The 22,237-nt window shown below is 45.1% G+C and carries 18 protein-coding genes and 1 tRNA gene; 9 read left to right on the forward strand and 10 right to left on the reverse strand.

Features of this window, described 5'->3' with window-relative positions; translation table 11 throughout:
• The first annotated feature begins 269 nt into the window (after positions 1–269).
• Entirely contained in the window at positions 270–395 is a 126-nt protein-coding gene (locus tag QUB56_RS32655) for a hypothetical protein (RefSeq protein WP_332960510.1), read from the forward strand.
• Positions 396–501: 106 nt separating this feature from the next.
• Positions 502–762, forward strand: coding sequence for a zinc ribbon domain-containing protein (locus QUB56_RS32660; RefSeq protein ID WP_332960511.1), 261 nt, complete (start codon positions 502–504; stop codon positions 760–762).
• Between the two features lie 83 nt (positions 763–845).
• On the opposite strand, the gene mutT is transcribed toward QUB56_RS32660, so the two are convergent.
• The 5 genes from mutT to QUB56_RS32685 form a co-directional block, all read right to left on the reverse strand.
• A complete protein-coding gene (gene mutT / locus QUB56_RS32665) occupies positions 846–1,250 on the reverse strand; it encodes an 8-oxo-dGTP diphosphatase MutT (protein ID WP_332960512.1) in 405 nt (134 codons plus the stop codon).
• A gap of 205 nt (positions 1,251–1,455) precedes the next feature.
• On the reverse strand, positions 1,456–1,797 hold the full coding sequence (locus QUB56_RS32670; protein ID WP_015174476.1) for a DUF760 domain-containing protein: 342 nt from the start codon (positions 1,795–1,797) through the stop codon (positions 1,456–1,458).
• Positions 1,798–2,020: 223 nt separating this feature from the next.
• The gene (locus QUB56_RS32675) at positions 2,021–2,980 is read right to left on the reverse strand and encodes an RNA polymerase sigma factor, RpoD/SigA family (protein WP_332960513.1); all 960 of its coding nucleotides are present in this window, start codon (positions 2,978–2,980) and stop codon (positions 2,021–2,023) included.
• A gap of 726 nt (positions 2,981–3,706) precedes the next feature.
• Positions 3,707–4,483 carry an RNA methyltransferase gene (locus QUB56_RS32680; protein ID WP_332960515.1) on the reverse strand — a complete coding sequence of 259 codons (777 nt, stop codon included), beginning with the start codon at positions 4,481–4,483 and terminating at the stop codon, positions 3,707–3,709.
• A 73-nt stretch (positions 4,484–4,556) separates the two neighbouring features.
• Positions 4,557–4,638 (reverse strand) — tRNA-Leu (locus tag QUB56_RS32685).
• Positions 4,639–5,046: 408 nt separating this feature from the next.
• Between QUB56_RS32685 and QUB56_RS32690 the strand changes: the two genes are divergently transcribed.
• On the forward strand, positions 5,047–5,922 hold the full coding sequence (locus tag QUB56_RS32690) for a Uma2 family endonuclease (protein WP_332960516.1): 876 nt from the start codon (positions 5,047–5,049) through the stop codon (positions 5,920–5,922).
• Positions 5,923–6,083: 161 nt separating this feature from the next.
• Here the strand turns inward: QUB56_RS32690 and ald are convergent, their stop codons facing one another.
• Both ald and QUB56_RS32700 read right to left on the reverse strand, forming a co-directional pair.
• A complete protein-coding gene (gene ald / locus QUB56_RS32695) occupies positions 6,084–7,172 on the reverse strand; it encodes an alanine dehydrogenase (protein WP_332960517.1) in 1,089 nt (362 codons plus the stop codon).
• A 103-nt stretch (positions 7,173–7,275) separates the two neighbouring features.
• On the reverse strand, positions 7,276–8,121 hold the full coding sequence (locus QUB56_RS32700; protein WP_332960518.1) for a class I SAM-dependent methyltransferase: 846 nt from the start codon (positions 8,119–8,121) through the stop codon (positions 7,276–7,278).
• A gap of 437 nt (positions 8,122–8,558) precedes the next feature.
• Between QUB56_RS32700 and QUB56_RS32705 the strand changes: the two genes are divergently transcribed.
• Positions 8,559–10,097, forward strand: a complete 1,539-nt coding sequence (locus tag QUB56_RS32705; protein ID WP_332960519.1) for a DEAD/DEAH box helicase family protein — start codon at positions 8,559–8,561, stop codon at positions 10,095–10,097.
• Between the two features lie 245 nt (positions 10,098–10,342).
• On the opposite strand, the gene QUB56_RS32710 is transcribed toward QUB56_RS32705, so the two are convergent.
• Genes QUB56_RS32710 through QUB56_RS32720 form a run of 3 tightly spaced genes read right to left on the reverse strand, consistent with a single transcriptional unit; the run spans position 10,343 to position 18,592 of the window.
• Entirely contained in the window at positions 10,343–13,672 is a 3,330-nt protein-coding gene (locus tag QUB56_RS32710; protein ID WP_332960520.1) for an RNaseH domain-containing protein, read from the reverse strand.
• A 2-nt stretch (positions 13,673–13,674) separates the two neighbouring features.
• Positions 13,675–17,091, reverse strand: a complete 3,417-nt coding sequence (locus QUB56_RS32715) for a pPIWI_RE_Z domain-containing protein (RefSeq protein ID WP_332960521.1) — start codon at positions 17,089–17,091, stop codon at positions 13,675–13,677.
• Positions 17,081–18,592, reverse strand: a complete 1,512-nt coding sequence (locus QUB56_RS32720) for a restriction endonuclease-related protein (RefSeq protein WP_332960522.1) — start codon at positions 18,590–18,592, stop codon at positions 17,081–17,083. The genes QUB56_RS32715 and QUB56_RS32720 overlap by 11 nt, the downstream gene beginning before the upstream one ends.
• 229 nt (positions 18,593–18,821) lie before the next feature.
• Here QUB56_RS32720 and QUB56_RS32725 point away from each other — a divergent pair, with 229 nt between their 5' ends.
• The 5 genes from QUB56_RS32725 to QUB56_RS32745 all read left to right on the forward strand — a co-directional run bounded on the left by QUB56_RS32725 (position 18,822) and on the right by QUB56_RS32745 (position 22,220).
• The gene (locus QUB56_RS32725) at positions 18,822–20,039 is read left to right on the forward strand and encodes a DUF790 family protein (RefSeq protein WP_332960523.1); all 1,218 of its coding nucleotides are present in this window, start codon (positions 18,822–18,824) and stop codon (positions 20,037–20,039) included.
• 178 nt (positions 20,040–20,217) lie between these two features.
• The gene (locus QUB56_RS32730) at positions 20,218–20,937 is read left to right on the forward strand and encodes a DUF2786 domain-containing protein (protein WP_332960524.1); all 720 of its coding nucleotides are present in this window, start codon (positions 20,218–20,220) and stop codon (positions 20,935–20,937) included.
• A gap of 121 nt (positions 20,938–21,058) precedes the next feature.
• On the forward strand, positions 21,059–21,259 hold the full coding sequence (locus tag QUB56_RS32735; RefSeq protein WP_332960525.1) for a DUF2281 domain-containing protein: 201 nt from the start codon (positions 21,059–21,061) through the stop codon (positions 21,257–21,259).
• Positions 21,253–21,576 carry a type II toxin-antitoxin system PemK/MazF family toxin gene (locus QUB56_RS32740; RefSeq protein ID WP_332960526.1) on the forward strand — a complete coding sequence of 108 codons (324 nt, stop codon included), beginning with the start codon at positions 21,253–21,255 and terminating at the stop codon, positions 21,574–21,576. The genes QUB56_RS32735 and QUB56_RS32740 overlap by 7 nt, the downstream gene beginning before the upstream one ends.
• Positions 21,573–22,220: a hypothetical protein gene (locus tag QUB56_RS32745; protein ID WP_332960527.1), complete on the forward strand. Its 648-nt coding sequence runs from the start codon at positions 21,573–21,575 to the stop codon at positions 22,218–22,220. Before QUB56_RS32740 ends, QUB56_RS32745 begins: the two co-directional genes overlap by 4 nt.
• The last annotated feature ends 17 nt before the right edge of the window (positions 22,221–22,237 follow it).

Genomic DNA, 22,237 nt, shown 5'->3' on the forward strand with positions numbered 1-22,237 from the left:
ATCAGAAAAAAAATGGGGATTGCATAATAAGATAGATTGTTTTCCTCTGTCCTTTACAAAAAAGCACTACCTAATTACTATCTATAATATTGCAGAATAATACAGAAGAATGTACTCCACAAATTAATCTTCAGATTCAGCTATACCCATCACTAGGAAAGGGCGCTGTTTAAGTTCACAAATTTGCTTAGTTTGTGGAAAAGATTACCTTGACGTTTTTAGAATAATGATAAACTAGCAATTCAGGCTGAAGTGGAGCTTCTAACGGGGTGACAACCCCGTCAAATGCCTGCAATGGTAAAAAAGCGATTAACAAGTTAGGAAGAAAACACCTTTATGTCAGCAGGCAGCGCCAAGACTTCGCCGTTAAGACGACGCCCGGCGCGGTAAAATAAGCGCGATTTTGTGTCCTAGCTCGACCTTCAGGTGAAGAATATGGTTAAGAACCACAAGCTTGCCAAATCAATTAGCGATTAGCGTGGGATCAATTGGCTCTTCGGGTTGCAATATTTTGGGAAAATATACGGTAAAACAGTAATTGCTGTCGCCCCTCAATACACTTCCCAAGATTGTTCAGCCTGTGGCAATATCGTCAAAAAATCGCTATCAACTATAACCCATATTTGTTGTTGTGGCGCGGTATTAGATCGGGACCGCAAGGCCGCGATTAACATTTTGGAAAAAGGATTGAAGCAAGCAGGAATCAGTTTAAATACGGTGGGGCACGCCGAAATTAACGCTTGGGGACAGAACTCGCTCTAGTCATTAGTGGTAGCAAAACAGAGATAAGTTCGACTGACCCAAGCAAGAATCCTCGCGCCTTCAGGCGCCCGGAGTGTCAAAGTTCAACTTTTCCGCAGTGCAGCGATAATCTGTGCGTTTGCCTGGGGAAAAGTAAATTGGTCAATTTCATCGAGTGTGACCCAGCGAATTTCATCGCATTCGATCGTTTGCGGTTCCCCACTGACGTAGCGGCAGTGGTGCACGTAGAGCCTAACTGTAAATTTAGTGTAGTCGTGGTCAATTGTAATCAGGCGATCGCCAACTTCTACGACAATCCCCAACTCCTCCATAATTTCCCGCTTTATGCAAGCTTCGATCGTTTCCCCAGGCTCTACTTTTCCGCCCGGAAACTCCCAGAAACCCCCGTGCAGTCCGTGTTGTCGGCGCTTGTCAATCAAAATTTGTTGGCGATCGTTCCAGATTGCAGCAACGCCGATAACTTTGTGGGCTAAAGGAGAAACAGACATATTAATTAGGAATTGGGAATTGGGAATGGGGAATTGGGAATGGGGAATTTAAGAATAATATCAATAATTATTCAATTATTATTTAATCTAAAATCTAAAATCTAAAATCTAAAATCTAAAATCTAAAATCTAAAATCTAAAATATTAAGCCCCCATCTTGCGAGGGGGGGCTTGACACTTGGATCACTTAAGTGTTAAGAATCTACTAATCGTCCGAGCCGTGTCTCTCACTGGCTTGTATGGACTTTTCAAAAGTCATTCGCTGTTCGGCATTTTTCAGAAAATAACCGCTAATCATAGCCGAGGCGAGCAATCTACCCAAATGTTCGCGACTGGTAGTCACTGTCACCCCGAAGTGTTCCGAAGGCAAATTCCCCAAAAGTCCAACAATATTTCGCTCCATTACTTGAAACACTTCGTGAGAAGTCGGCTTAGACAACTGAGAAACTGTGTCGGGAGCCATCGACTGCACGTATTGCCATAATAAGTTGGTATTTTCTCCGTCTTCTTCAAAGAATTCTGGGGATTTATTAGATGAGTTGCTCACGAGTACCTCCGTTTCAGAGACAGCTTGTTATGTTAGACGCGGGCGGTTAAATTAAATAACCCTTATCCGATCGCTGCTGATCTTTATTACTAAGTAATTACTAATGTAGCAGGACAGTCGTAACAACCAAGTGGGTACAACCGAATTAAAAGCGGCGGTTTTTACGATTTTAGATTGGGGATTGCGAGTGGGCGAAATGTCCGATCGCCAATCCCCAATGTACCTAGCTGGCTAGGTAATCGTTCATATCTTGCTTGCGCTTGCGGAGTTTGGTCAAAGCTTCCCGTTCTATTTGCCGCACTCGTTCCCGACTGATGTTGAGACGATCGCCTATTTTTGCCAAAGTTAAGGTTTGCCCGTCTTCTAAACCGAACCGCAAGGCGAGCACTTCTCGCTGTTGCTGAGTCAGTTCCGCCATCAGGTGGTCTAAGTCAGTCCGCAGGGAAGATTGCAGCGCAAAATCTTCTGGCGTAGTACCCGTATCTTCCAACAAATCGCCCAACTCTGTATCTTGATTGTCTCCCACGCGCAAGTCCAGGGAAAGTGGCAGGCGCGCGCGATCGAGATATTCGCGAATCTGTTTGGGAGTCAATTCTAGCTCTGATGCCAATTCAGCAGCCGTGGCCGCACGACCAAGCTGTTGAGCAAGTTGACGCTGAGCCTTTTTAATTTTGTTGAGCTTTTCGGTGATGTGGATCGGTAAGCGGATGGTGCGGCCTTTTTCGGCGATTGCCCGAGTAATTGCCTGACGAATCCACCAATAAGCATAAGTAGAAAATCTGTAACCCTTAGTCGGGTCAAATTTTTCTACTCCCCGCTGCATCCCGATCGTGCCTTCCTGAATTAGATCCAGTAAATCTACATTGCGCTTGATATATTTTTTGGCAACAGACACTACTAGGCGGAGATTCGCTTCCACCATTTGGCGTTTTGCCCTTTCCCCGTGCTCGAGCGTCCGCTGCAACTGTGCCTCAGACAGCCCAACTGCCTGTGCCCATTCAGCCGCCGTCGGGTCGCGGCCTAACTCTTCGGCTAAAATATTTTTCTCCTGATGCAGTGCGGTTGAGCGCTGTACCTGTTTCCCGTAGAGTATTTCTTGCTCATGGGTCAACAAGGGAACGCGGCCGATTTCCCGCAAGTAAGCGCGAACAGAATCTGTATCTGAGGACTTAAGAGTTTTCATGAGCTTTTCCCGCTGAGGATCTGTGCCTCTAAAGGTTTGCGGTTGTCGCAAACCCCTAGCTTTAGCTGGGAAGGAAAGCGGGCGGGGACTTGCGCTTTCCTTCCATTTAAAGAGGCTTAATTTTATGGTAGCTAGCTACTACTCCCAGTCAGCACCGTCTCAGGTTAGGTTTTGGTTGGGGTGTGCAAAATACTACGTTATGTTAAGAATCTTAACATTTGTGAGAGCAGTTGGCTACATTTCTTCATATTTATTTCATGTAAGCCAGGAATGTTGGTACGAGGGTACCCGCTTTCCTAGCTTTACAGTTTGCATCAATATAAACAAGATCGGCCACCTCTCACAGAGGGAGATGGGGAGAGGGGCACAGGGGTAGATGGGGAGGGAACGCTGTTGGCACAGCAAAGAGTGAAAAATAAAATTTAAATGTCCGGCAGCTTCAGTTGGCGATCGCACTCTAGACCCAAGAAACCGGGCTTTTTACGGAATCTGCGGGCTGTAACGAGGTATTTTGCTTAAAAAAGCCCGATTTCAGGCCATCCGTGCCTCCCAGACTATAAATGTGAAGTTACACATATTGATGAACCCGCCCTACAGATAAGGATTAATTAACAATTAAATAAGAGATTTGAATTGCAGGCATTCGCTCTCCTATCTGGAAATGAATCTGCGTTTATCTGCGTTTATCTGCGGTTTCCCTATGAATCAAAAATTTATGCAATAAGTCTAATCAGTTCTTTGGCGTTGAGCTTCGTACAAGATGAGGGCTCCGGCGATCGACACATTTAAAGATTCTACGCCACGACTCAGGGGAATTTGGATTTGTCGATCGGCCAAACTCCTCAATTCTTCCGACAAACCAGAGCCTTCGTTGCCCAAAACTATCAGAGTCGGCACTCGCAAATCTACTTCCCAATAACTTAAACTGGCCCCGGCGACAGTTGCTAAAATTTGCATTCCTCGATTTTTATACGCCAAGACTTCGGCGGTTAAATCTGGACTGACTGCCATTGGCAGTTTAAACCAAGCTCCTGCGGAGGCGCGCAGCACTTTGGGATGGTCTAAATCGGCGCTGTCTGCACTCAGCAGCAAACCGTCGGCATTAGCAGCCGCAGCCGTGCGGACGATCGCCCCCAAGTTGCCGGGATCTTGGATTGTTTCTAGGGCTATTCCTAAAGTTGACAATTTTGCGGGATTTGTGGCGGTGCGGGGTGCGGTGGCGACAATGCCGTCTGGTTGGACTGTAGTGGCGATCGACTCTAACACTTTTGCACTTACTAATTCTGTGCGATCGGCTAAATTACCAACTTGCTGCCAAAGTTCCCCGTGCCGGTCCAGCCATTCGGGAGTGCAGCAAACCGTTGCTAGCGGGTATTTGGCAGCGCAAGCTTCTTCGAGCAAGTGCGTCCCTTCGAGTAAAAATAATTGTTGTTCCCTGCGTCCCTTCGAGCTGTGCAGCTTGCGAATTTCTTTAACTAGGGGGTTTTGAATACTTGTCAGCATTGTTTTATTCAGCAGAGCGAATGGGGTTATTGCCTGTATCGGGTTAACCCCAAACTTCCTTCTGCCTTTGGAATGCGGAACCCGGGACTTGAACCCGGAAGGCTTGCACCACATGAACCTGAATCATGCGCGTCTACCAATTCCGCCAGTTCCGCATCGGTCACGAGTTACTACTTTGCCATAACTTCGCGAATCTGTCAAGTGTTTTGGGGAATTTATTTTTTTTCTGGGCTGCGAGTAATATCAAATCCATGGGCATCGGAATTATTCCTCTCTGTCTTCTGGAGATTCTGTGTCTGAAGCATCAAGAGTGGTTTAATCATTCAACAACAACAGTAAACTATACGATCGCTAATAGGTCGTAAGATTAAATGAACCGCGAAGGCGCTAAGAACGCGAAGGAAGAAGGAAGAAAATATTCCTGATGCCCAATCCGATTTGGGATTTCCGATTAAAATTACTAATCAATCTCAAATCTAAAATCTCAAATCTAAAATTGTCCAATGCCATGCCCATTCTGTTAGCATTGATTTGGCAGATATTTCTCATCACGTCGGCTACCTATGTCTGAGCCATTAATCCTCGATCCGAGTCAGTTGCCAGATATTAGCAACTTAGTTTTAGAAGACGATACTCCTTTGGACAGCTTCATCAACGAAAAACAGCAGCGGCTGCTGACAACGGTTTTATATAGCGGTGGCGATACAGGTATTACGGTTCCCTTCATTGCGGCTGCAAATGTCGGTTTGTTCAGCAGCGTGCGTCTACCTGGAATCGCCCCGGATGTGTTTCTTAGTGTCAATATTACTGGTGCTGAGGATTGGTGGGAAAAACAAGTGCGATCGTATTTATTTTGGGAATTTGGCAAACCTCCGGAAATTGCTATCGAAATTGTTTCCCCAACTCCGGGCAACGAATTGGGCAGCAAGTTAATTGATTACGCTCGAATGCGAATCCCGTATTATGTCGTGTACGATCCGCTACGCGAGTTGAAAGGGAGTACGCTGCGAGTATTTGAATTGCAGAATCAATCTTACGTGCCCAAAAGTGATGCTTGGTTTCCCGAAGTCGGTTTGGGACTAACTCTGTGGCAAGGTGAATTTGAAAATGTCGGTGGTACTTGGTTGCGCTGGTGCTATGCTAGTGGCGAACCCATTCCTACAGGCGACGAACTGGCTGCACAAAAAGATGCTCAGTTATCTCAAAAAGATGCTCAGTTATCTCAAAAAGATGCTCAGTTACTGGAGGAACAGGCGCGCACTAAACAAGCATTTATCCAGGCGATCGAACTCGGTTTAAGACTGAAATTCCCCGATGAAGGGTTGCTGTTGCTTGAGGAAATTGCGGCAATTTCTGATGTTGGTGTTTTGCAGGCGATCGCATCTTATATGCCAGCCGCCAACAACCTCGATGAAATCCGGCAAATCTATCAACCCTAATTTTACAACAAGGTTGGTAGTAACTCACATCTTGCGCCCTTCTTAGGAACGGGCTCTCCGGCCCCTTCCACAAAACATCAAGTTGCTTGTGGAAGGGGCGTCCCGCCCGCGCTCAAAGACAATTTAGATGCGGGATAGCTTACTTTAAAAAAAGTGGGAATCTAATCGGCCAAATCGGGGAAAACCTCGCGCACGGCCGGATGCACCAATCGGTGATTCTGCACGTTCAATCCCTTCGCCAAACTCGGATTCATTTCCAAAGCTTTAATCCCGTTATTTGCCAACTGCAAAACATAAGGCAAAGTGCTGTTATTCAAAGCTTGAGTCGCAGTCCAAGGCACGGCACCGGGCATATTCGGCACGCCGTAATGCACGACTCCTTCCTCAACATAAGTAGGATTTGTGTGAGAAGTTACCCGCAAAGTTTCCACGCAGCCGCCTTGGTCAACGGCTACGTCAACAATCACAGAACCGGGGTGCATCTTCGCAACAAATTCGCGAGAAACCAGGACTGGAGCTTTTTTCCCTAAGACCAAAACCGCACCGATTAACAAATCAGTATCGGGGATAACTGCTTCTATTTGCAAAGGACTGCTGTAGAGGTATTCTACTCGGGAACCGAACAGAGTTTCCAAGTAGGCTAAGCGATCGACATTTACGTCTAATATCTGCACTCTCGCGCCCATTCCTACAGCAATTCTGGCTGCTTCTGTGCCGACGATGCCGCCGCCCAAAATCACAACTTTACCCGGTCTTACACCCGGTACGCCGCCCAAAAGTACGCCCCGGCCACCTTGCTGTCGTTCCAGAAACCGAGCTCCGAACTGCACGGCCAAACGCCCTGCAATAATACTCATCGGCGTCAGCAGCGGCAATTTTCTGTCCGGGAGTTCGACGGTTTCGTAGGCGATGGCCTGGACTCCGCTGCTGATTAAATACTCGGTTAATGTGCGATCGGCAGCCAAGTGCAAATATGTAAACAGCAACTGCTCTTTTTGCATCAGAGGATACTCAGCAGGCAGCGGTTCTTTAACTTTAACAATTAGTTCGCGCTTCCAGACATCTGAAGCATTTAAGACAATCTTAGCCCCTGCTTCAACGTAGTCCTCGTCCGCGAAACCGGCCCCAGCACCAGCATTCGTTTCGACAAAAACTGCGTGACCTTTGTCCGAACAAGCCCGGACACTTGTGGGACTAAGCCCGACTCGAAACTCCAAATCCTTGATTTCCTTGGGGACGCCTATTTCCATCTATAACCTCTAATCTCAGCCATACGTCGATCGAATCTAACCTAAAAACTATCCCCAACGGGATAATACCATTGTAGATTTTAGATTTGGCAATCCGGCTGGGCTAGGAGAATTTTTCTTGGATTTTCCGCCAGATCGATCGCAATTTCCCAAATCGATCGTTTTCCATCAAGTCGATCGTCTTTTTAGCTTGTTCCAACTCTAACTGTAGCTGTTGAATTTGATATTGGTAATTCTGCAATGCGGAATTGGCTTCCTCCAACGGAATTCGCAGTGCCGTTCCCCCAGTATTTTTCCTGATTGCAACATCGTGATAGCCTAGGGGCTGAAAGGCAAAAAATACGATTTCCCAGTTATTCGCAATACAAAACTCATTGACTGCTTTCGCCACACCGTAAGGCATCAACTCGCATACCGACCAATTCGTGTAATCGTTAAAAACCATCATTCCTGCGGCTTTAATTTTTGTGTAACCTTGCTCAATATCTTTGCATACACCTTGATAGGCGTGGTCGGCATCGATATATATCCAGTCAAAATACTCGTCAGGAAAGCTCCTTAAAATTGTCGAAGAATCCCCTTCGTGAAGCTCTACCGTTCCATTTTCTATCCCTTCTTGAACTCGACTTTTTTGTTGTTTGCTGATTTCTACTTTTAATAAATCAAAGTTATAATCGATCAAATGCAGCTTTTTGGGCTTGGCAATAGCAAGAATTTTTTCCGCAAAGCGCCCGTATTCAGTTCCCACCTCAGCCACCACACCATCTTTCGGCAAATATTCCAATATCTTTAATCGACGTTCAACAAAGCGACAATTCTTAACATGATAATCTTGAAGCATTGGGGCCGAAAGCAGGAAGGGATTGTCATCAAAATTATTCCACTTCTCGTTATTCCAGTCCTTCGTCGCTTCTAAAAATCTTTTTTTATATTCTACAAAATCAAACATATTATTCCGCTGATAATTGAACTCGAAGCCGTGGGGAAAATATCTAATCAATACCAAGCATTGTGTAGTCAGTACCTAGGTTTTTTGGCCAATTCAGAAGCAATGACTAAAGTACCTACTACATTTTTTTGACATTTTTGACATGGGGGCAATTTGGTCGGCTACAAAAAATGCTAGGGTAATCCTATTTGATTTTTGAACGAGATTTTTTGTAGAGGAATCCCTGATGCTGTCTAAAAGGAGAAAAGAAAGAAATATTGACTTTGACAAATCCTGAAAGGATTACTATTTAATTTTAAGTTAACCCTATTTTAGTTTAAAATACATTAGGGTTTAATAAATGTGATTAAATAATAGCTGATAGACACTCTGCTGTCAATATATTTTATCGGTCACTTATAATTTAACAGGCTTGCACTCAGGGGGTCTCAAAACAAATGCCACGGATACCTACCTTAACATTCGATCGCGGAACGCTGCTGCTACACCCGCCGCCCAAAGGCAGAGACTGGGTGGACTTTGCGACATGGGACGATCGCGTGGAAAAATACCGCATTCGAGCGATTCACTACCGCCCGCTGGTAGAATGCCTCCAAGCCGAGTGCATTCACTTCACGGACGAAGCTAGGGGATATGAACTACTCGAACTCGTACCCAGCGTGGAAATGCAGCCTTACCCACATCAAGAACAGGCTCTCGCAGCTTGGCAGGAAGCAGGAAGCCAAGGAGTCGTGGTCCTCCCCACCGCTTCCGGCAAAACTTATCTGGCACAGTTGGCCATGCAAATCACTGGTCGCAGTACATTAATTGTAGTACCAACTCTCGACTTAATGCACCAGTGGTATGCTAATTTAAAAGCAGCTTTTCCCGACATCGAAATCGGATTGTTGGGCGGAGGTTCGCGGGACAAAACGCCAATTTTAGTGGCAACCTACGACAGTGCAAGTATTCATGCAGAAACCTTGGGCAATAAATACGGCTTGCTGGTTTTTGACGAATGCCACCATTTGCCAACTGACTTTTATCGAGTAATTTCCGAATATGCGATCGCGCCTTTTCGACTGGGACTGACAGCCACACCCGATCGCACAGATAACCGCCACAGCGATTTGCATTTTCTCATCGGCCCGACAGTATTTAGCAAAAGACCCGAAGATTTGGCAGGCGATGCTTTAGCCGACCATAAAATAGTTCAAATCATGGTAAAACTGTCACAAGAAGAAGGAGCTCGCTACGCCGAATTAATCAACCTTCGCAACGACTTCTTAAAACAGTCGAACATCAGAATATCCAGCCTGGATGGTTGGAAACAGTTTATCATGGCAAGCGCGCGATCGCCCCTAGGACGGCGCGCCATGCTAGCCCACCGCCAAGCCAAAGAAATCGCCCTTTGTACCGAAGGAAAACTGCGAATTTTAGCCAAACTACTAGCAGAACACTCTCCCCAGCGCACCCTTATTTTCACCGGAGACAACGCCACAGTTTACCGAATTTCCCAAGAATTTCTCATCCCCACAATTACCCACCAAACCCCAGTCAAAGAACGCCACGAAATCCTCGATCGCTTTCGCAGCGGCGAATACAAAACCCTCGTCGCCTCCCACGTTCTCAACGAAGGAGTGGACGTTCCCGACGCCAGAATTGCTATCATATTGTCAGGAACCGGCAGCGAACGCGAATACATTCAGCGATTGGGTAGAGTTCTCCGCAAAAGCAGCGATGCAAACAAGTTAGCAATTCTCTACGAAGTCGTCACCGAAGACACCAGCGAAGAAAGAACATCCCAACGCCGCCGAGGAGGAATGCAGCCTCACAAACCCCAACCACAAACACAAATAGAACCGCCAAAGCCAGAATATCAGAAATTAGAAATTGTCAAACCGACACCCATTTACGGAGTCAACCGAGAGACAACCAAAAAAGCAGCAGAATCACCCGCAAAATGGGGAGAAGACAATGATGAAATTCCCTGGTAGCAAGCCTAAACTATTTCTGAACACTCTCTTTCTTTCTCTCTCTTCCCTTCGCGTTCTTTGCGCCTTCGCGGTTCGTTAAAATAAAAAACTATTAACAAATGCTACCCACTGATTTATTAAGTCACCGCCAAAACGCAGAATCAATTATTCCTCTCCGCCTCAAGATAGATGCTAAAAACAATAATATATAATGTCAATCAAAATCTATCAGCTGGTCTGCGGTGCGCCCGTTGCGTAAGTCCCGTCTAAGTCATTTGTTCTAGGTCAGATTCCTCTTCCGTCTCTTCATCCTCGACGATCGCAAAATCGCTGATGTAATCTCGTACGACACGCTCGAAGAACAGGGTGGCCGGTAAGCTCGACCAGTCGCTGTAATGACCGAAACTATAGCGCAGAGATTCCACAAGGGAAGCAAGGCGATCGGGATCGTCATTTTCTTGTCGCAAGGTAACAACAATCTCAAGGGGATTGGGAGTTGTCCACTGACCCAAAAACGGCGGTTTGCTTGCGATTTGGTCAACTTTTAATTTAGCTTTATTTAAAAGTTTGCCTTTAGAATCATCAGATATATTTGCAGCTTCGTCAACTTTTAAATCAGCATTATTTAAAAGTTTGTCTTGAGAATCATCAGCTTTTTTGGCAGCTACGTTAATTTTTGTTGACCGATAGCAACTTTGACCGCGTAATTTACCTGGTTTTTCATTTCTTACAGATAGATAAGCAACACAACCCGTTTGATTAGTTGCACTTAGTCGAAATAATCCCTTTACACTAGAGGCTGAAGGAATTTCAAGCGTTGAAGTCAGTTCTTTTTTTGTCCGCGTATCTTCCAGAGAAGTTTCTGTTAAATATCGGACTTTTTTATCGATAATTCCAGGGGCGAGGTCTTGGCGAATCCGAATCAGCCGCGCGCCTTTCCATTCTTGCTCCATGTGTTCGTACAAGGGGCTTCCAGACTGGGTTTCAAAATTAATCTGATTTGCATTCATCCTGGCATCGGCGAGCCAACGCCAAAGTTGCGCGCAGTTGGAAGAATCAATCATCACTAATGGTTGATTTCCCTCGTCTACAGAATTGGAAATTATCTGCTTGACAAATTTCATGAAACTAATTTCACGCCCCTTTTTGTCAGTAGCCAGTTTCACGGGGGAGATTTGGGAAATGAAGGCGATCGCATCCGAAAACTTACTCCAAGGACTGATTTGTAAACTATTACCCTTCTCATAGGCGCAACACAGTTCAGACTCGCCTGTCTCCACCTTGATGCGCACAGCAATTGCCAAAAATGTGTTGTCAATAAAACCGCGAGCGCGACCTTTCTGTTTGCGGACGATCGTAATTCCGATAATTTCTTTTGGTCTAGCTTCTACTGGAGTGTCTTTGAGCCATTTGTCAACCTTTTCCTTGACATCATCAATGCGGCCAGAATGAGCAGAAAGTAAGTCTTTTAGAGCAGCTTGTACTCGATGGGAAAAATCACCAAGTTGGAGAAGTTCTTTCTCCTTAGTTTTTTTAATCGGTAGCAGAAACTGCACGCAAGAACCGGCGATTGTAGCCAGTGCTTGACGGGAGGAGGGTTTATTCACCGAATCGTCATGTTTCTTGTCTGGATACCATTCCCGCGCCATTACGAGGCAAAAAGTTCGCTGTTTGCGTAAAGCAAGGTCTGTGACGATCGACTCCCATGCTTCTATGCGGTGGCGCGATCGCTCTTTTGCTGTCAAATTTGCACCGGGCAATGACTCTTTGGGCCCGTGAGTCTTTGCTGGCAAACGATTAGCCATGAGTTCGATCGTATCACCCCAGAGAACGCGAATCATCGCTTGGAGCATTTTTAATTCGGTTTGACATTGTTCTTCGTAAAAGACAACAAGCAACAGTTTTTCGTTAGGATATAGCCGACGCATAGCTTCTTGGTTTGCCTGAATTAAAGCTTGGAGTTCTTTTACCTGACACACCAATTCAAGGGCTTTTCTACCTTGGTAAATATTCTCTAACCTAAAATCGAGGTGTTTATTCAGCAAGCTATTTAACTCATCGTCCTTAAATCTTTCTAGGTATTTGGGAGTAAAATCAGGACAGTCGTTTTTTTCGATAATTTCTAAAGCAGCACCTAACATAGTAGGCAGATTAATCATGCGTGAAGCAGCTTGGTTCTTTTTTAAATTGTGAGCTTCACCCTTCTTGAATTCCACTTCCGAGTAACTTTCAAAAATTTTGAATCCCATAGGCTGGAGAATTTCGGCAATCTTTTCAAAAGCTTCTAACTTATCAATCTCCGGTACGCCTACCTTAATCCCATGTTTCCCTTCTTGCAATCCGTTGCGGTAAGTTAATACTACTTTACAGCTTGCTGTTGAAGCTTTACCCAATGCAATTTGAGAACCATCAATGTTTTGATTATCAGGCGTTTTCATCGGGAGTTTTAGCTTGCCGCGCAATGCTTCAAAATCTTTATCGATCGCCCAAAACCAATTTTTCTTTTTGTCCTGTTGATTTTTATCCTGTTTTTCGGACTTAGAAAGCACCGTGTAGCGAAAGGTGCGATCGCTATAATCATCAGAAAAGACAAAGCCGCTAATATTTGCTGAGTTATAGCGTGCAGGTTGTAACCCACTTAACCAGCGGCGTTTGGAAACATCTATCTTCAATAAAGGCTGGTGCAAAGAAGGATAGGTTATGACTTCTAAGCGTACCACCAGACTGAATTTTCCTGTGTGTTTGGGTAGAGTAATGGGATCGGTAATCAATTCTGCCGTTCCAGTTGTGAGGCTACCGCTGCTGGAAATAACGCGCTTCATTGTTCCTAGCCCCTGAAAAATCTCTTTTCCCGCGATCGCACGAGCTGCATAATCAACTAACACGCGATAATCATAATTGTTGCTGTGTTTTGTAGTTCCTGTATTTTGATTCCATTTCCAAGGTAAAACTTGAGACTCAGACGGAGTAATTGTTAACAACTCCTTTCGATCGTGCAAATCTTCCAAACGGTCGATCACTTCCAATAGCCCATCTTCTTTTTCAGAAAAAGGTTTTAGGAAATTTGTTATCCACTCGTTAATAATTGGGCGTAACGCTTTCTGGATATCTTGTGTACTTTCCGAATTTAAGTAAGCAAATGGTTCCGGCTCTTTTACACTTTTGGAATTCAACGAAAACAGACTCAAACCTACATTTGACTGAATCCGCGCTGCACTGTCAAGTCCTACTTCTAACAAACCTAGCAGCGAGGAATAAGGGAGATTTTTACTAGCTGAATCGCTCTTGCAAGCAGCTTTTTGGATGGTCGAAAGCTCATGTAAAGCAGATTTTGTCCAAGCTAGCGTCAAGCCTTTGACTGTTACTGGCTCGATATTATCGGGCACAGTAAAAGCTAGGGGAATTTCTTTCAGACTCTTATTTGCAAGAGGAATGTAAAGAGTGTCTGAAACCACAGTTGCTTCAGTTTCTTCGTCATCATCGGATTCGATTTCGTCAAAAAATTCGTCGTTCATGGTTGCATCTCCAATAATAGTAGTTTCCTTGGCTCCGCCGTCATCATCGAATTCAATTTCGTCAAAAAATTCGTGGTTCATGGTTACATCTCCAATAAAGGTGAAAAATCCTCAAAATCGTCTTCTTCCTCTGTCAAACCTTCTGAATCCCGTAAACTTGGCGGGTAAACTACGCCCTCAATGCGTTGCAGGGGATAGAGAAATGCACCGTAAAGTTCTTGATATATTTCTCGAATCACTGAATCGGGATGCTTGAGGCATTCTTCTAAAATAATTCGCATCTGAACAAGCATACTGTCCCGCCCGGAGTCGGGTTTATCTTCAGTGGATTTAATAGCCCAAGCTGCATCGACAAAGTAAACTTGTACCGGACACCCATTTCGCATCCCGCGCCCGATTGTTTGCAAAATTCCCACCATCTGATTTGCCGTAAACGGTTTGAATAAATCTTCACCCAAACGGCTAGCCATTAGAGGTTCGCGCAACAGCCGATCCGCCGTTTTCCAGAGTTGTTTTCGCGACTGTTTCCAAGCATTAGAAATTGCTGGCAAATCTTCGGCTTCAGTAAAAACTCGACTGTCAAATTCTTGGGTAGCTTTTCCAGCTAGGCTGTACAAAAGTTGCGTATCGTCAGTCGTGGGGTGGGGACGGGTGAGGAAATAAATTGTACCAATGGCTGCATCGAGTTTCCTATCTCCTTTGGTGAAAACAATATTCACACCTCTACCGATCGCCAACAGCGGAAAAATGATAATATCGCAAGTTTCATCATCTCCTAAAGCCTCGCACTGAGCCGTTGTGACGAAATCAGTAGGTTGCTCTCCGTTTTTGAGAAACTTAACAACTGCTTTGGTTCGTTTGCCGATGTCTGGATAATAATCGTTGATAAATTTCTTAATGTTCCGAGCTTGTTCGTAGCTGTTAACAATTAAGGCAGCTTTGCGGTAAATACCATGTTGCAAGTCAAAGTTGCGGATTGATTTGTAAATTTCCGATTTCTGATTGCCTCCCCGCACCAGTGCGTCTACCATTTTTTCTAAATTGCGATCGCGCCGATCGTTGCCAGCACCGCTATATCGGAGAGGTTCATCGCGGGATTCGCGATCGGGCAGCCATTTGAAGCGGTAGATGCTCTTTTTGGGATCGTGTTCGGTTTGGCGCGGTTTCAGCAGATAATCCGGCCCCGAGTTAATGTGATAAGCAGGACTTGCTTCGAGAAATGAGGTAGCTGAAGTCATTAAAACCGCCGGCCCTGTCAGTTGGCCATCTGCCTCAAATAACTGATGAAAACGGTGCATTAACATCCGAGGCGCGCCCACAAAAATAATATAAGACAGTTCCACATTTCGGGCTTGACTTCGAGTAGTTTGTGCCGATTGGAAACTGTATTTTACCCCAGAAAAAGACCCTAAAATATTCTCAGGAATCAGTTGTCGCAGTTCCGGCGTTGCCGTTGATTCGACAATCGGTTCCCGAATCAGTCCTTCTGCTACCATTGTTCTAGTTTGCGGTACGATCCGCTGATAGCCTAAAATCACGAAAGTGACGCAAACAAGTAAGGTAATTGTATCCTGAGCTTCGCCTGATGTAGTGCCACCCTTAAAACACAAAGGCAAAAACAATTCGGCAATTTCTTTGACAATTTTGTCGCGCCGTTCGATCAGATTCTCCGCTAAATAACGGCGAAAATAAAGAATCTGAGTTTCCCACTGCTGTTTGAGGGTTTCGGGGTTGATTCCCAGGCTTTGAGCGCAGAAATCCAGGTTGAGGCGATCGTGCGGTTCAATGCCAGTGCGATCGTAAAAAGCATGGTAAGCTGCTGTTTCCCAGAATTGAGTTAAGGCTCGACTTTTGCTAAATCCCTGTTTGACTTCCTCTTCGTCGAGGCGATCGCGTTTAGAAGTTTTCTCATAGCCATCCAACAAATCGCTGACAATTCTCAGAACGGTTAATAACTGATTCTCGTAACGTTGGCTCACTCGCGATGAGGGCATATTTTGAACGGCAGTAATTAATGATGTATTGCGATCGCCAAATTCCGATAAATTGCGGCTGTAAAGTTCTACATTGCGGTCGAACAATCGATAGTTTTCTCCGCGAGCAAAAGGATTGTGAATTTGCTCTTGAATGGCTAAATGGATAGATTCTTTCGCCCCGGAAAGTTTTAAAGTTGCTGCACCGTAAGCATCCAGATTGGATTGCACCATATCTGCTTCGTCAAAAACTACGACATCGAATGTCCGGGCAATTAATTCAAAATAACGAATGCGATCGCGAATGGCATGAGGTGGAACTTCAGTATCCATTGAAAGAACGTGACCGACCCAAATATCAGCATCTAGCAACTCGCGGGGTGCTTTGTGGCGGCCGCACATCGTCCAAACCGGACAAAGATACTTTTTCATTTGCCCTTTTTTGCCCCCGCTTTGTAAAATTTCGTTGCAGGGTGCTTTACCAAATTCCCACATCGAAGTATCAGCAGTAGAAAACGCAGGTAAGACGCAATTTAAGCCAAAAACTTCTGCCTGTTCCAAACTATAGCCAAAGCCGCCATTTCCTCCTGATGCTGCGATCGCCTCGGCAATATTGTCAGCGTGTCGGCGGCGAGTTCCATCGCTTTGACCGACTAGCATTCCCACTTTAATTTCATGAAATGCTAGTTCTGCCATGTACTGTCTAGAAACTTCAATGGAGGGAAAGACAAACATCGCTTTATAACCGCGTTTTCCCAACCATACAGCTATTAATACCAGCAAAGTTGTTTTGCCCGATCCGGGCAGTCCAATTAAGTGCTTGATGCCTTCTAATTCGATGACTGTTTCTTCCCGCAAACCCTTGCCAATTTCTGGCACTTTAAGCGCAAAATGTTGAAACCGTTTTACCCAGTTACCCTGTCTTTTTTCAGGGTGATTTGCTTCGCGTTCATCCATCTCAACTGCTAACTCGTACAGTTCCGCAAGGGGAATGCGGATTTTTGCTTTCGGCAAGCGATCGAGGGAATGGGTGCGGCGCGGCGCAAGCGGGGCTGCGATCGGTCCAATTGGCACTCTCGCTGCTGTTGTTTCTTCACCTAAAGCAACGGCCATTTGCTGGCGGGGATCGGCAAAGGTGGCGCTGTAAAATTGGTGTGCCAAAGGCTGGCCCAGAATTTGACGGGCTTGGGCAATTAAAGGGTCTTCTAGGGGGTCTGTGCGTTCAAAGTGAAGTGTTTCTAAGTTAATTTTATAGGTTCCTTGAGTTTTGTTGCGGTAGTGGCGATCGTTATAAATAGCAACTGCGTGTTTCACTGACTGTTCTGTCACGTAAGCCAGCGACATCAGGCGCATATTGAAAATGGCTTGGCGGGCTTTTGCCAACGCGGGTGCATTGATGATACTCGCCATTCCCGATATCGTTAAAGGGGCATATTCTAGGGAATTAGTCTCAATAAATTCTGCCATCAAGACACACAGCCAGCAAATGCGATCGACCCCAGTCCAGAAATCCGGTTTAGTTCTCATATTTGATTTTCTTTAACAACTGTATGACTTGTGAAACAGACAGAATTTCGAGAGTAGCAGGCTCGCCTTTTTTATCGATCGCAGACTGGAAAGTAGAGAGGTAATCTGGCCGCTCCTCAATTAATTGGTCGCTGACGGCAATGATGCGGCGGCGGTAGTGAACCAGCCCCCCGATGCCAGTGCGGTTGAGGCGCAAAGCAAGGGTGACAGGACTGGTGTATGACTTAGCATCGATGCCGATCTTGCGATTGTTAATTGCGACATCGCACAGGTCGGATTCTGGGTAAAGTTCGGCATCGAGTCCGTTTTTTATGGCTGCCTCAAAAATTGCTAATTCGTCGATCGCCGGCCCAGTCCAATAGGTTAAAATTTGCGGCTGGGCAATGAGCAAGCGGTCTTGGTTTGGGTCTAATTTCTCCGAAACTTTTGCTTTTGAGGAGTTGTGACCGAGGCATTGGCGAATCGGACATCGCCCATCGGGAAAAAGTTTTCGATCGCGATAGGGGCGCATCAGCGTACCGCAATACGCGCAGCGATGAGCGTGTCCGTCAATTAACCAGACATCCGGCACGCTATCAAAAAAGGTATCAACAATCATTCCCTGTAAAGGGGTTAAATCGTTGTCACGCAAGTAGTCTAAGAGTTGGTGTTCTCCGATGAGCGATCGGCTGCCAAATAGCGATCGCAAAGCCGTATAAGCTTTGTGCTGGCGGCGAATTCCCAATCGTTCAGTTGCCTCGCGCAGCCGTTGGTACAGGCGGTGTTCGATGATATTATCTTCGCCAAAAGTACCTTTACTGTTGGCAATTGCTGCACAATCTGGGGTCGGGACTCGCAAGTCTGGATCGATCAGAATTACTTGACTAGAGTCAAAATCGGCGTGACAAAAGATATCTAAGCCCCACCGATCGAGGGGATATCTAGCACGTTCCAAAACAGTATGCACGCAAGCGGCGCGATCGCTTTGTCCGGATTCGATATACAGCCGACCCAACTTGCACATAGCCCGATAAAGTTCCGGTGGCATACTATCGTCTTGGCGAACGATGTCTCGATTGAGAATTCTTGTGTATTGTCGCAGAATTCCCTGGGCCAGCAATATAACAGTATCTTCAGCGAAATCGATCGTGCTGGCGTGTCCTGTGGGTAATGGCAATGTCGTTGTTTGCATTTGTGGCAACCAGGTTGGGTATTGACCATCAGCCTCGGCAAGAATTTGTTGTTCCAAAGTTGCGTCCGGGAATGACGGTAAAACTTGAGCGATCGCCGCCAGCGTCCAGCCCCGCTTCAGCAGCAGCGCCACTGCCAATCCCTCCAGAATCTGGCGAAATCTAAATTCTTGCCCTTTGGGTTGCGACAATAGCTGCTTCGATCTCCACAGGCGGACAGTCCGCACCGCAGGCGGTTCCACAGACAACCCAAGCTGCTCAATTTGGCGCTTAAGTTCCTTGGCGATCGCCTCAGCAGTTCCCTGCCACTGACGAATATCCTCAAAGTCCATGACTGTACAGCACCTAGATTTTTACACTTTCTAGGTTAACACTAAACGATGTAATCAAAAATGTCAACCAGTTTTTCCGCCCTATAGCGACAAACCGGTTAAAAATGGGTTATTTGCCCTGAAAGCTTCCCACAGCAAAGATTCCAAAAGCGGTATAACTAAACAAATACCCATCATCAGCGTTAATCAGCGTTCATCTGCGGTCAAAAAATAAAATATTTGTTAACAAATGCTACCCACTGATTTATTAAGTCACCGCCAAAACGGAGAATCAATTATTCCTCTACGCCTCAAGATAGATGCTAAAAACTTAGAAGCAGCTAAGGAAACGATCGACTGCTTCCAAGAGTCGATCGGCAAAACCCAAGGCGAACTAGACGGACGCTTGCTAGAATTAGAAGGCGACAGCCCCGATTATCGGCTGAAACGGGGATTAGCGCACCTGCTGAAAAGCGGTTTCTGCACCTTAGAAGTCATCAGTCCCCTAGAACCCTCAGAGTTGAGACAGCGGGTTTTTGCATTGTCCGCGCGTGAGACTCCCAGCCCTCAATCCACCCAATTAACCCTGGAAAAAGTAGCAAATGAACTCAGCCAAGAGTTAAACAGAGAAGTTTTTCCTCACGAAATCACTACAGGTTTATACGCCGATTTAAACGAAAACAAAATCCTCACTGAGTTTAATCCACCAACACCCGAAAACTTGCTTCACAAATACAATCTTTCTCAAGTTCAAGGCATATTTTACCGAGCAAGTCAAGTCCAATTAACCGCCCACCGCAACGATCCGGGAGAATACAAACTCTTATTCCGCTATCTGAAACTATTTCAATTAATGACTTACATCGAAGGCGATGCAGACCACGGTTTTACACTGACAATAGACGGCCCTACAAGCTTATTCAAACCCAGCACCCGCTACGGCTTAGCCCTGGCGAAAATGCTGCCCGCCCTGCTGCACGTCACCAAATGGAGTATGCACTCGACACTGCACACAAAAGACCCTTTTAGCGGCGTTTTGAAAACAGGTAAATTTACCCTAAATTCCGACTGCGGTTTAGTCAGCCACTATCCCCCTGGCAAGCCTTATGATAGTATGTTAGAAGCAGCATTTGCTGAAAGATGGAATTCCACAAAAACCGAGTGGCAACTAGAGCGAGAAGTTGATTTAATTCCGATACCAGGTAGCGTGATGATTCCCGACTTTCGGTTAGTGCATCCCGACGGGCGAGTATTTTTATTAGAAATAGTTGGCTATTGGCGGCCCGAGTATTTGCAAAAGAAATTTGCCCAAGTACAGAAGTCAGAATGCGATCACCTGATTTTAGCTATTTCCGAACGCCTGAATTTAGAAAAAGCCGGGGTGAATGTAAAAGACGTGCCAGCAAAAGTAGTCTGGTTTAAAGATAAATTGTTGCCCAAATCAGTCCTGGAAGTCCTCGAAGAGTAACCAATCCGCGCATCAGTTGCAAACTTCTTTCTTTATTTCTCTCTCTCTGCGCCCTCTGCGCCCTCTGCGGTTCAAAAAAATCCTCCTCAAAAAACATCGCACATTCCCAGCTATACTAAAATGGGAATTCACCCAAATCCTTGCCACCGCATACTCTCACCCTAAAACCGATTGAAAAATGGCAGACACAAGTATTGTCGAAAGAATCAAAAAGCTTTTAGCCCTCGCCACCTCATCAAATGAAAACGAATCGACTGCTGCGGCCGAAAAAGCTTCCCTTTTACTGGCACAGTACAATCTCAGCCTCGCGGATTTAGGGCCAAATCACCAAGAAGAGATTGAGGAAGACTCAGTTGAAACAACATCGAAATTTGTCACTTGGAAAATGATGCTGCTTTCGGGAATTGCCGACGCTAACGGTTGCAGTGCAATGCGAAATACTTATAATGGCAGTATGTTTTTGGTGGGAACTTCTACAAACCTGATTGTTTGCAAACACCTGTACGAGTATTTGAGTTCTGCGATTGAAAAAAGGGCTAAATACCGCAAAGGAAACGGCAGGGGGTTGGCGTATCTGAATGCTTTTCGGGTTGGATGCGCGACGAGGTTGAGACAAAGATTGTTGGAACAAAAACAGGAGATGGAAAAGTCGGGGATTCCGGGTTCGGGGGATGCGGCGGCGACTCCAGGGATTGTAGTGCGATCGATGTTTGAGAAAAATCAACAGGCGATCGCCGATTATCTAGAGGGCCGACGGGTTAAAATTAGAACGAGAACAGATTCTCAAGTCAGCAGCGCGGCGGGTTTTTATTCGGGGTATGAAGTGGGCGACAAAATTAGTTTGCACAAGCAAGTGCAGCCGCAAGGGGATATGAAACAACTCAATGAATCTCTGTGAGTTTAAGTAGAGTTAGCCATTCAATTTATACTGTTAATCCCTCATTAAAAAAGATAGGTGGATAATTTGAGGAGCATTTATTTATTCAAGTATTTATTCAAGTTGAGGATAAGGTAAAAACATGACAGCTTATGATGTAACTATTGCTAAAATTAGCCAACTGCCAGAGTCACTTGTTCAAGAGGTGAATGATTTCATTGACTTTTTGCTCCTCAAATACAACAGTGAATTACCACAGCTTACTGAATCCGACTTTTCTGATTATTTAAAGAATTTAGAAGCCTACGAAGAAAACTTAGCCCGTGGAGAGATTCAATGGTAGCAGCTTCATCAGTAAATCCAACATATACAAGAGGAGATGTCGTGTTATGCGATTTGAATCCGGTAGTTGGTACGGAGCAAGCTGGTATCAGACCTGTTGTCATCTTACAGATCGATCCCGCTAATGCAGTAAGTCCTCATACTATTATTGCACCGTTTACTACAAAGATTCGTCGCGCTCTTTTACCTTCTCAGGTATTTGTTCCATCTGGAGTTGGGGGGTTAAATCAAGATTCAGTAATACTTTGCGAACTATCAAAAGCGCTCGCTTTCTTCGCTGAAAAAACATTCTTTTGTAAACCACCTACATTCCCATGAACATCAACCAAAAACAACAATTTATTTATGAATTTGCCGATCGAGCTCAAGATCACCTAACTACCATCGAACAAGGATTACTCAACCTGCAAAATTTACCAAACACCGACTTAGTTAATCACATACTTCGCTCAGTTCTATCCCTCAAAGAAGGAGCAGAAGTAGTCGATTTAGACACTATCCAAAATTTTACCAAAAACTTGCAATATTGTCTGGAAGTTTTGAGAGACTATCCTCAAATTAAAGTTGACGTAGAACTAGAATCACTATTTCTCCAAGGTTTTGATATTATAGATGCCTTAGTCCAAGAATCTACTACTCCCTGCGGTCTGGATCGACAAACAAATCAGCAGTTAATTGACCAAGGACAACCTATTTTTGAAATGCTAAATGAGCGTTTAAACGAAATTATTAATCCCTTTTTACCATTTTCAGAAATCGAGCAAATATTTCCTCTGACTTCTGCCGTGCAAGAAATTGCTGCCACATATAAAAAAAAGGTCAAAGTCAAAATCAAAGGTGGTGAAATCTTAATCAGAGAATTAACAATAAAAAACTTCTCAAGACTCCTAAAACACTTCATTAATAATACCATTTTGCCAAATAAGTGCTACAATGCCAGAAAAATAAGGGATATTTTATGAAGGTCAACTATCAAGAA

The organism is Microcoleus sp. AR_TQ3_B6 (genome assembly GCF_036702785.1).
Classification (GTDB): domain Bacteria; phylum Cyanobacteriota; class Cyanobacteriia; order Cyanobacteriales; family Microcoleaceae; genus Microcoleus.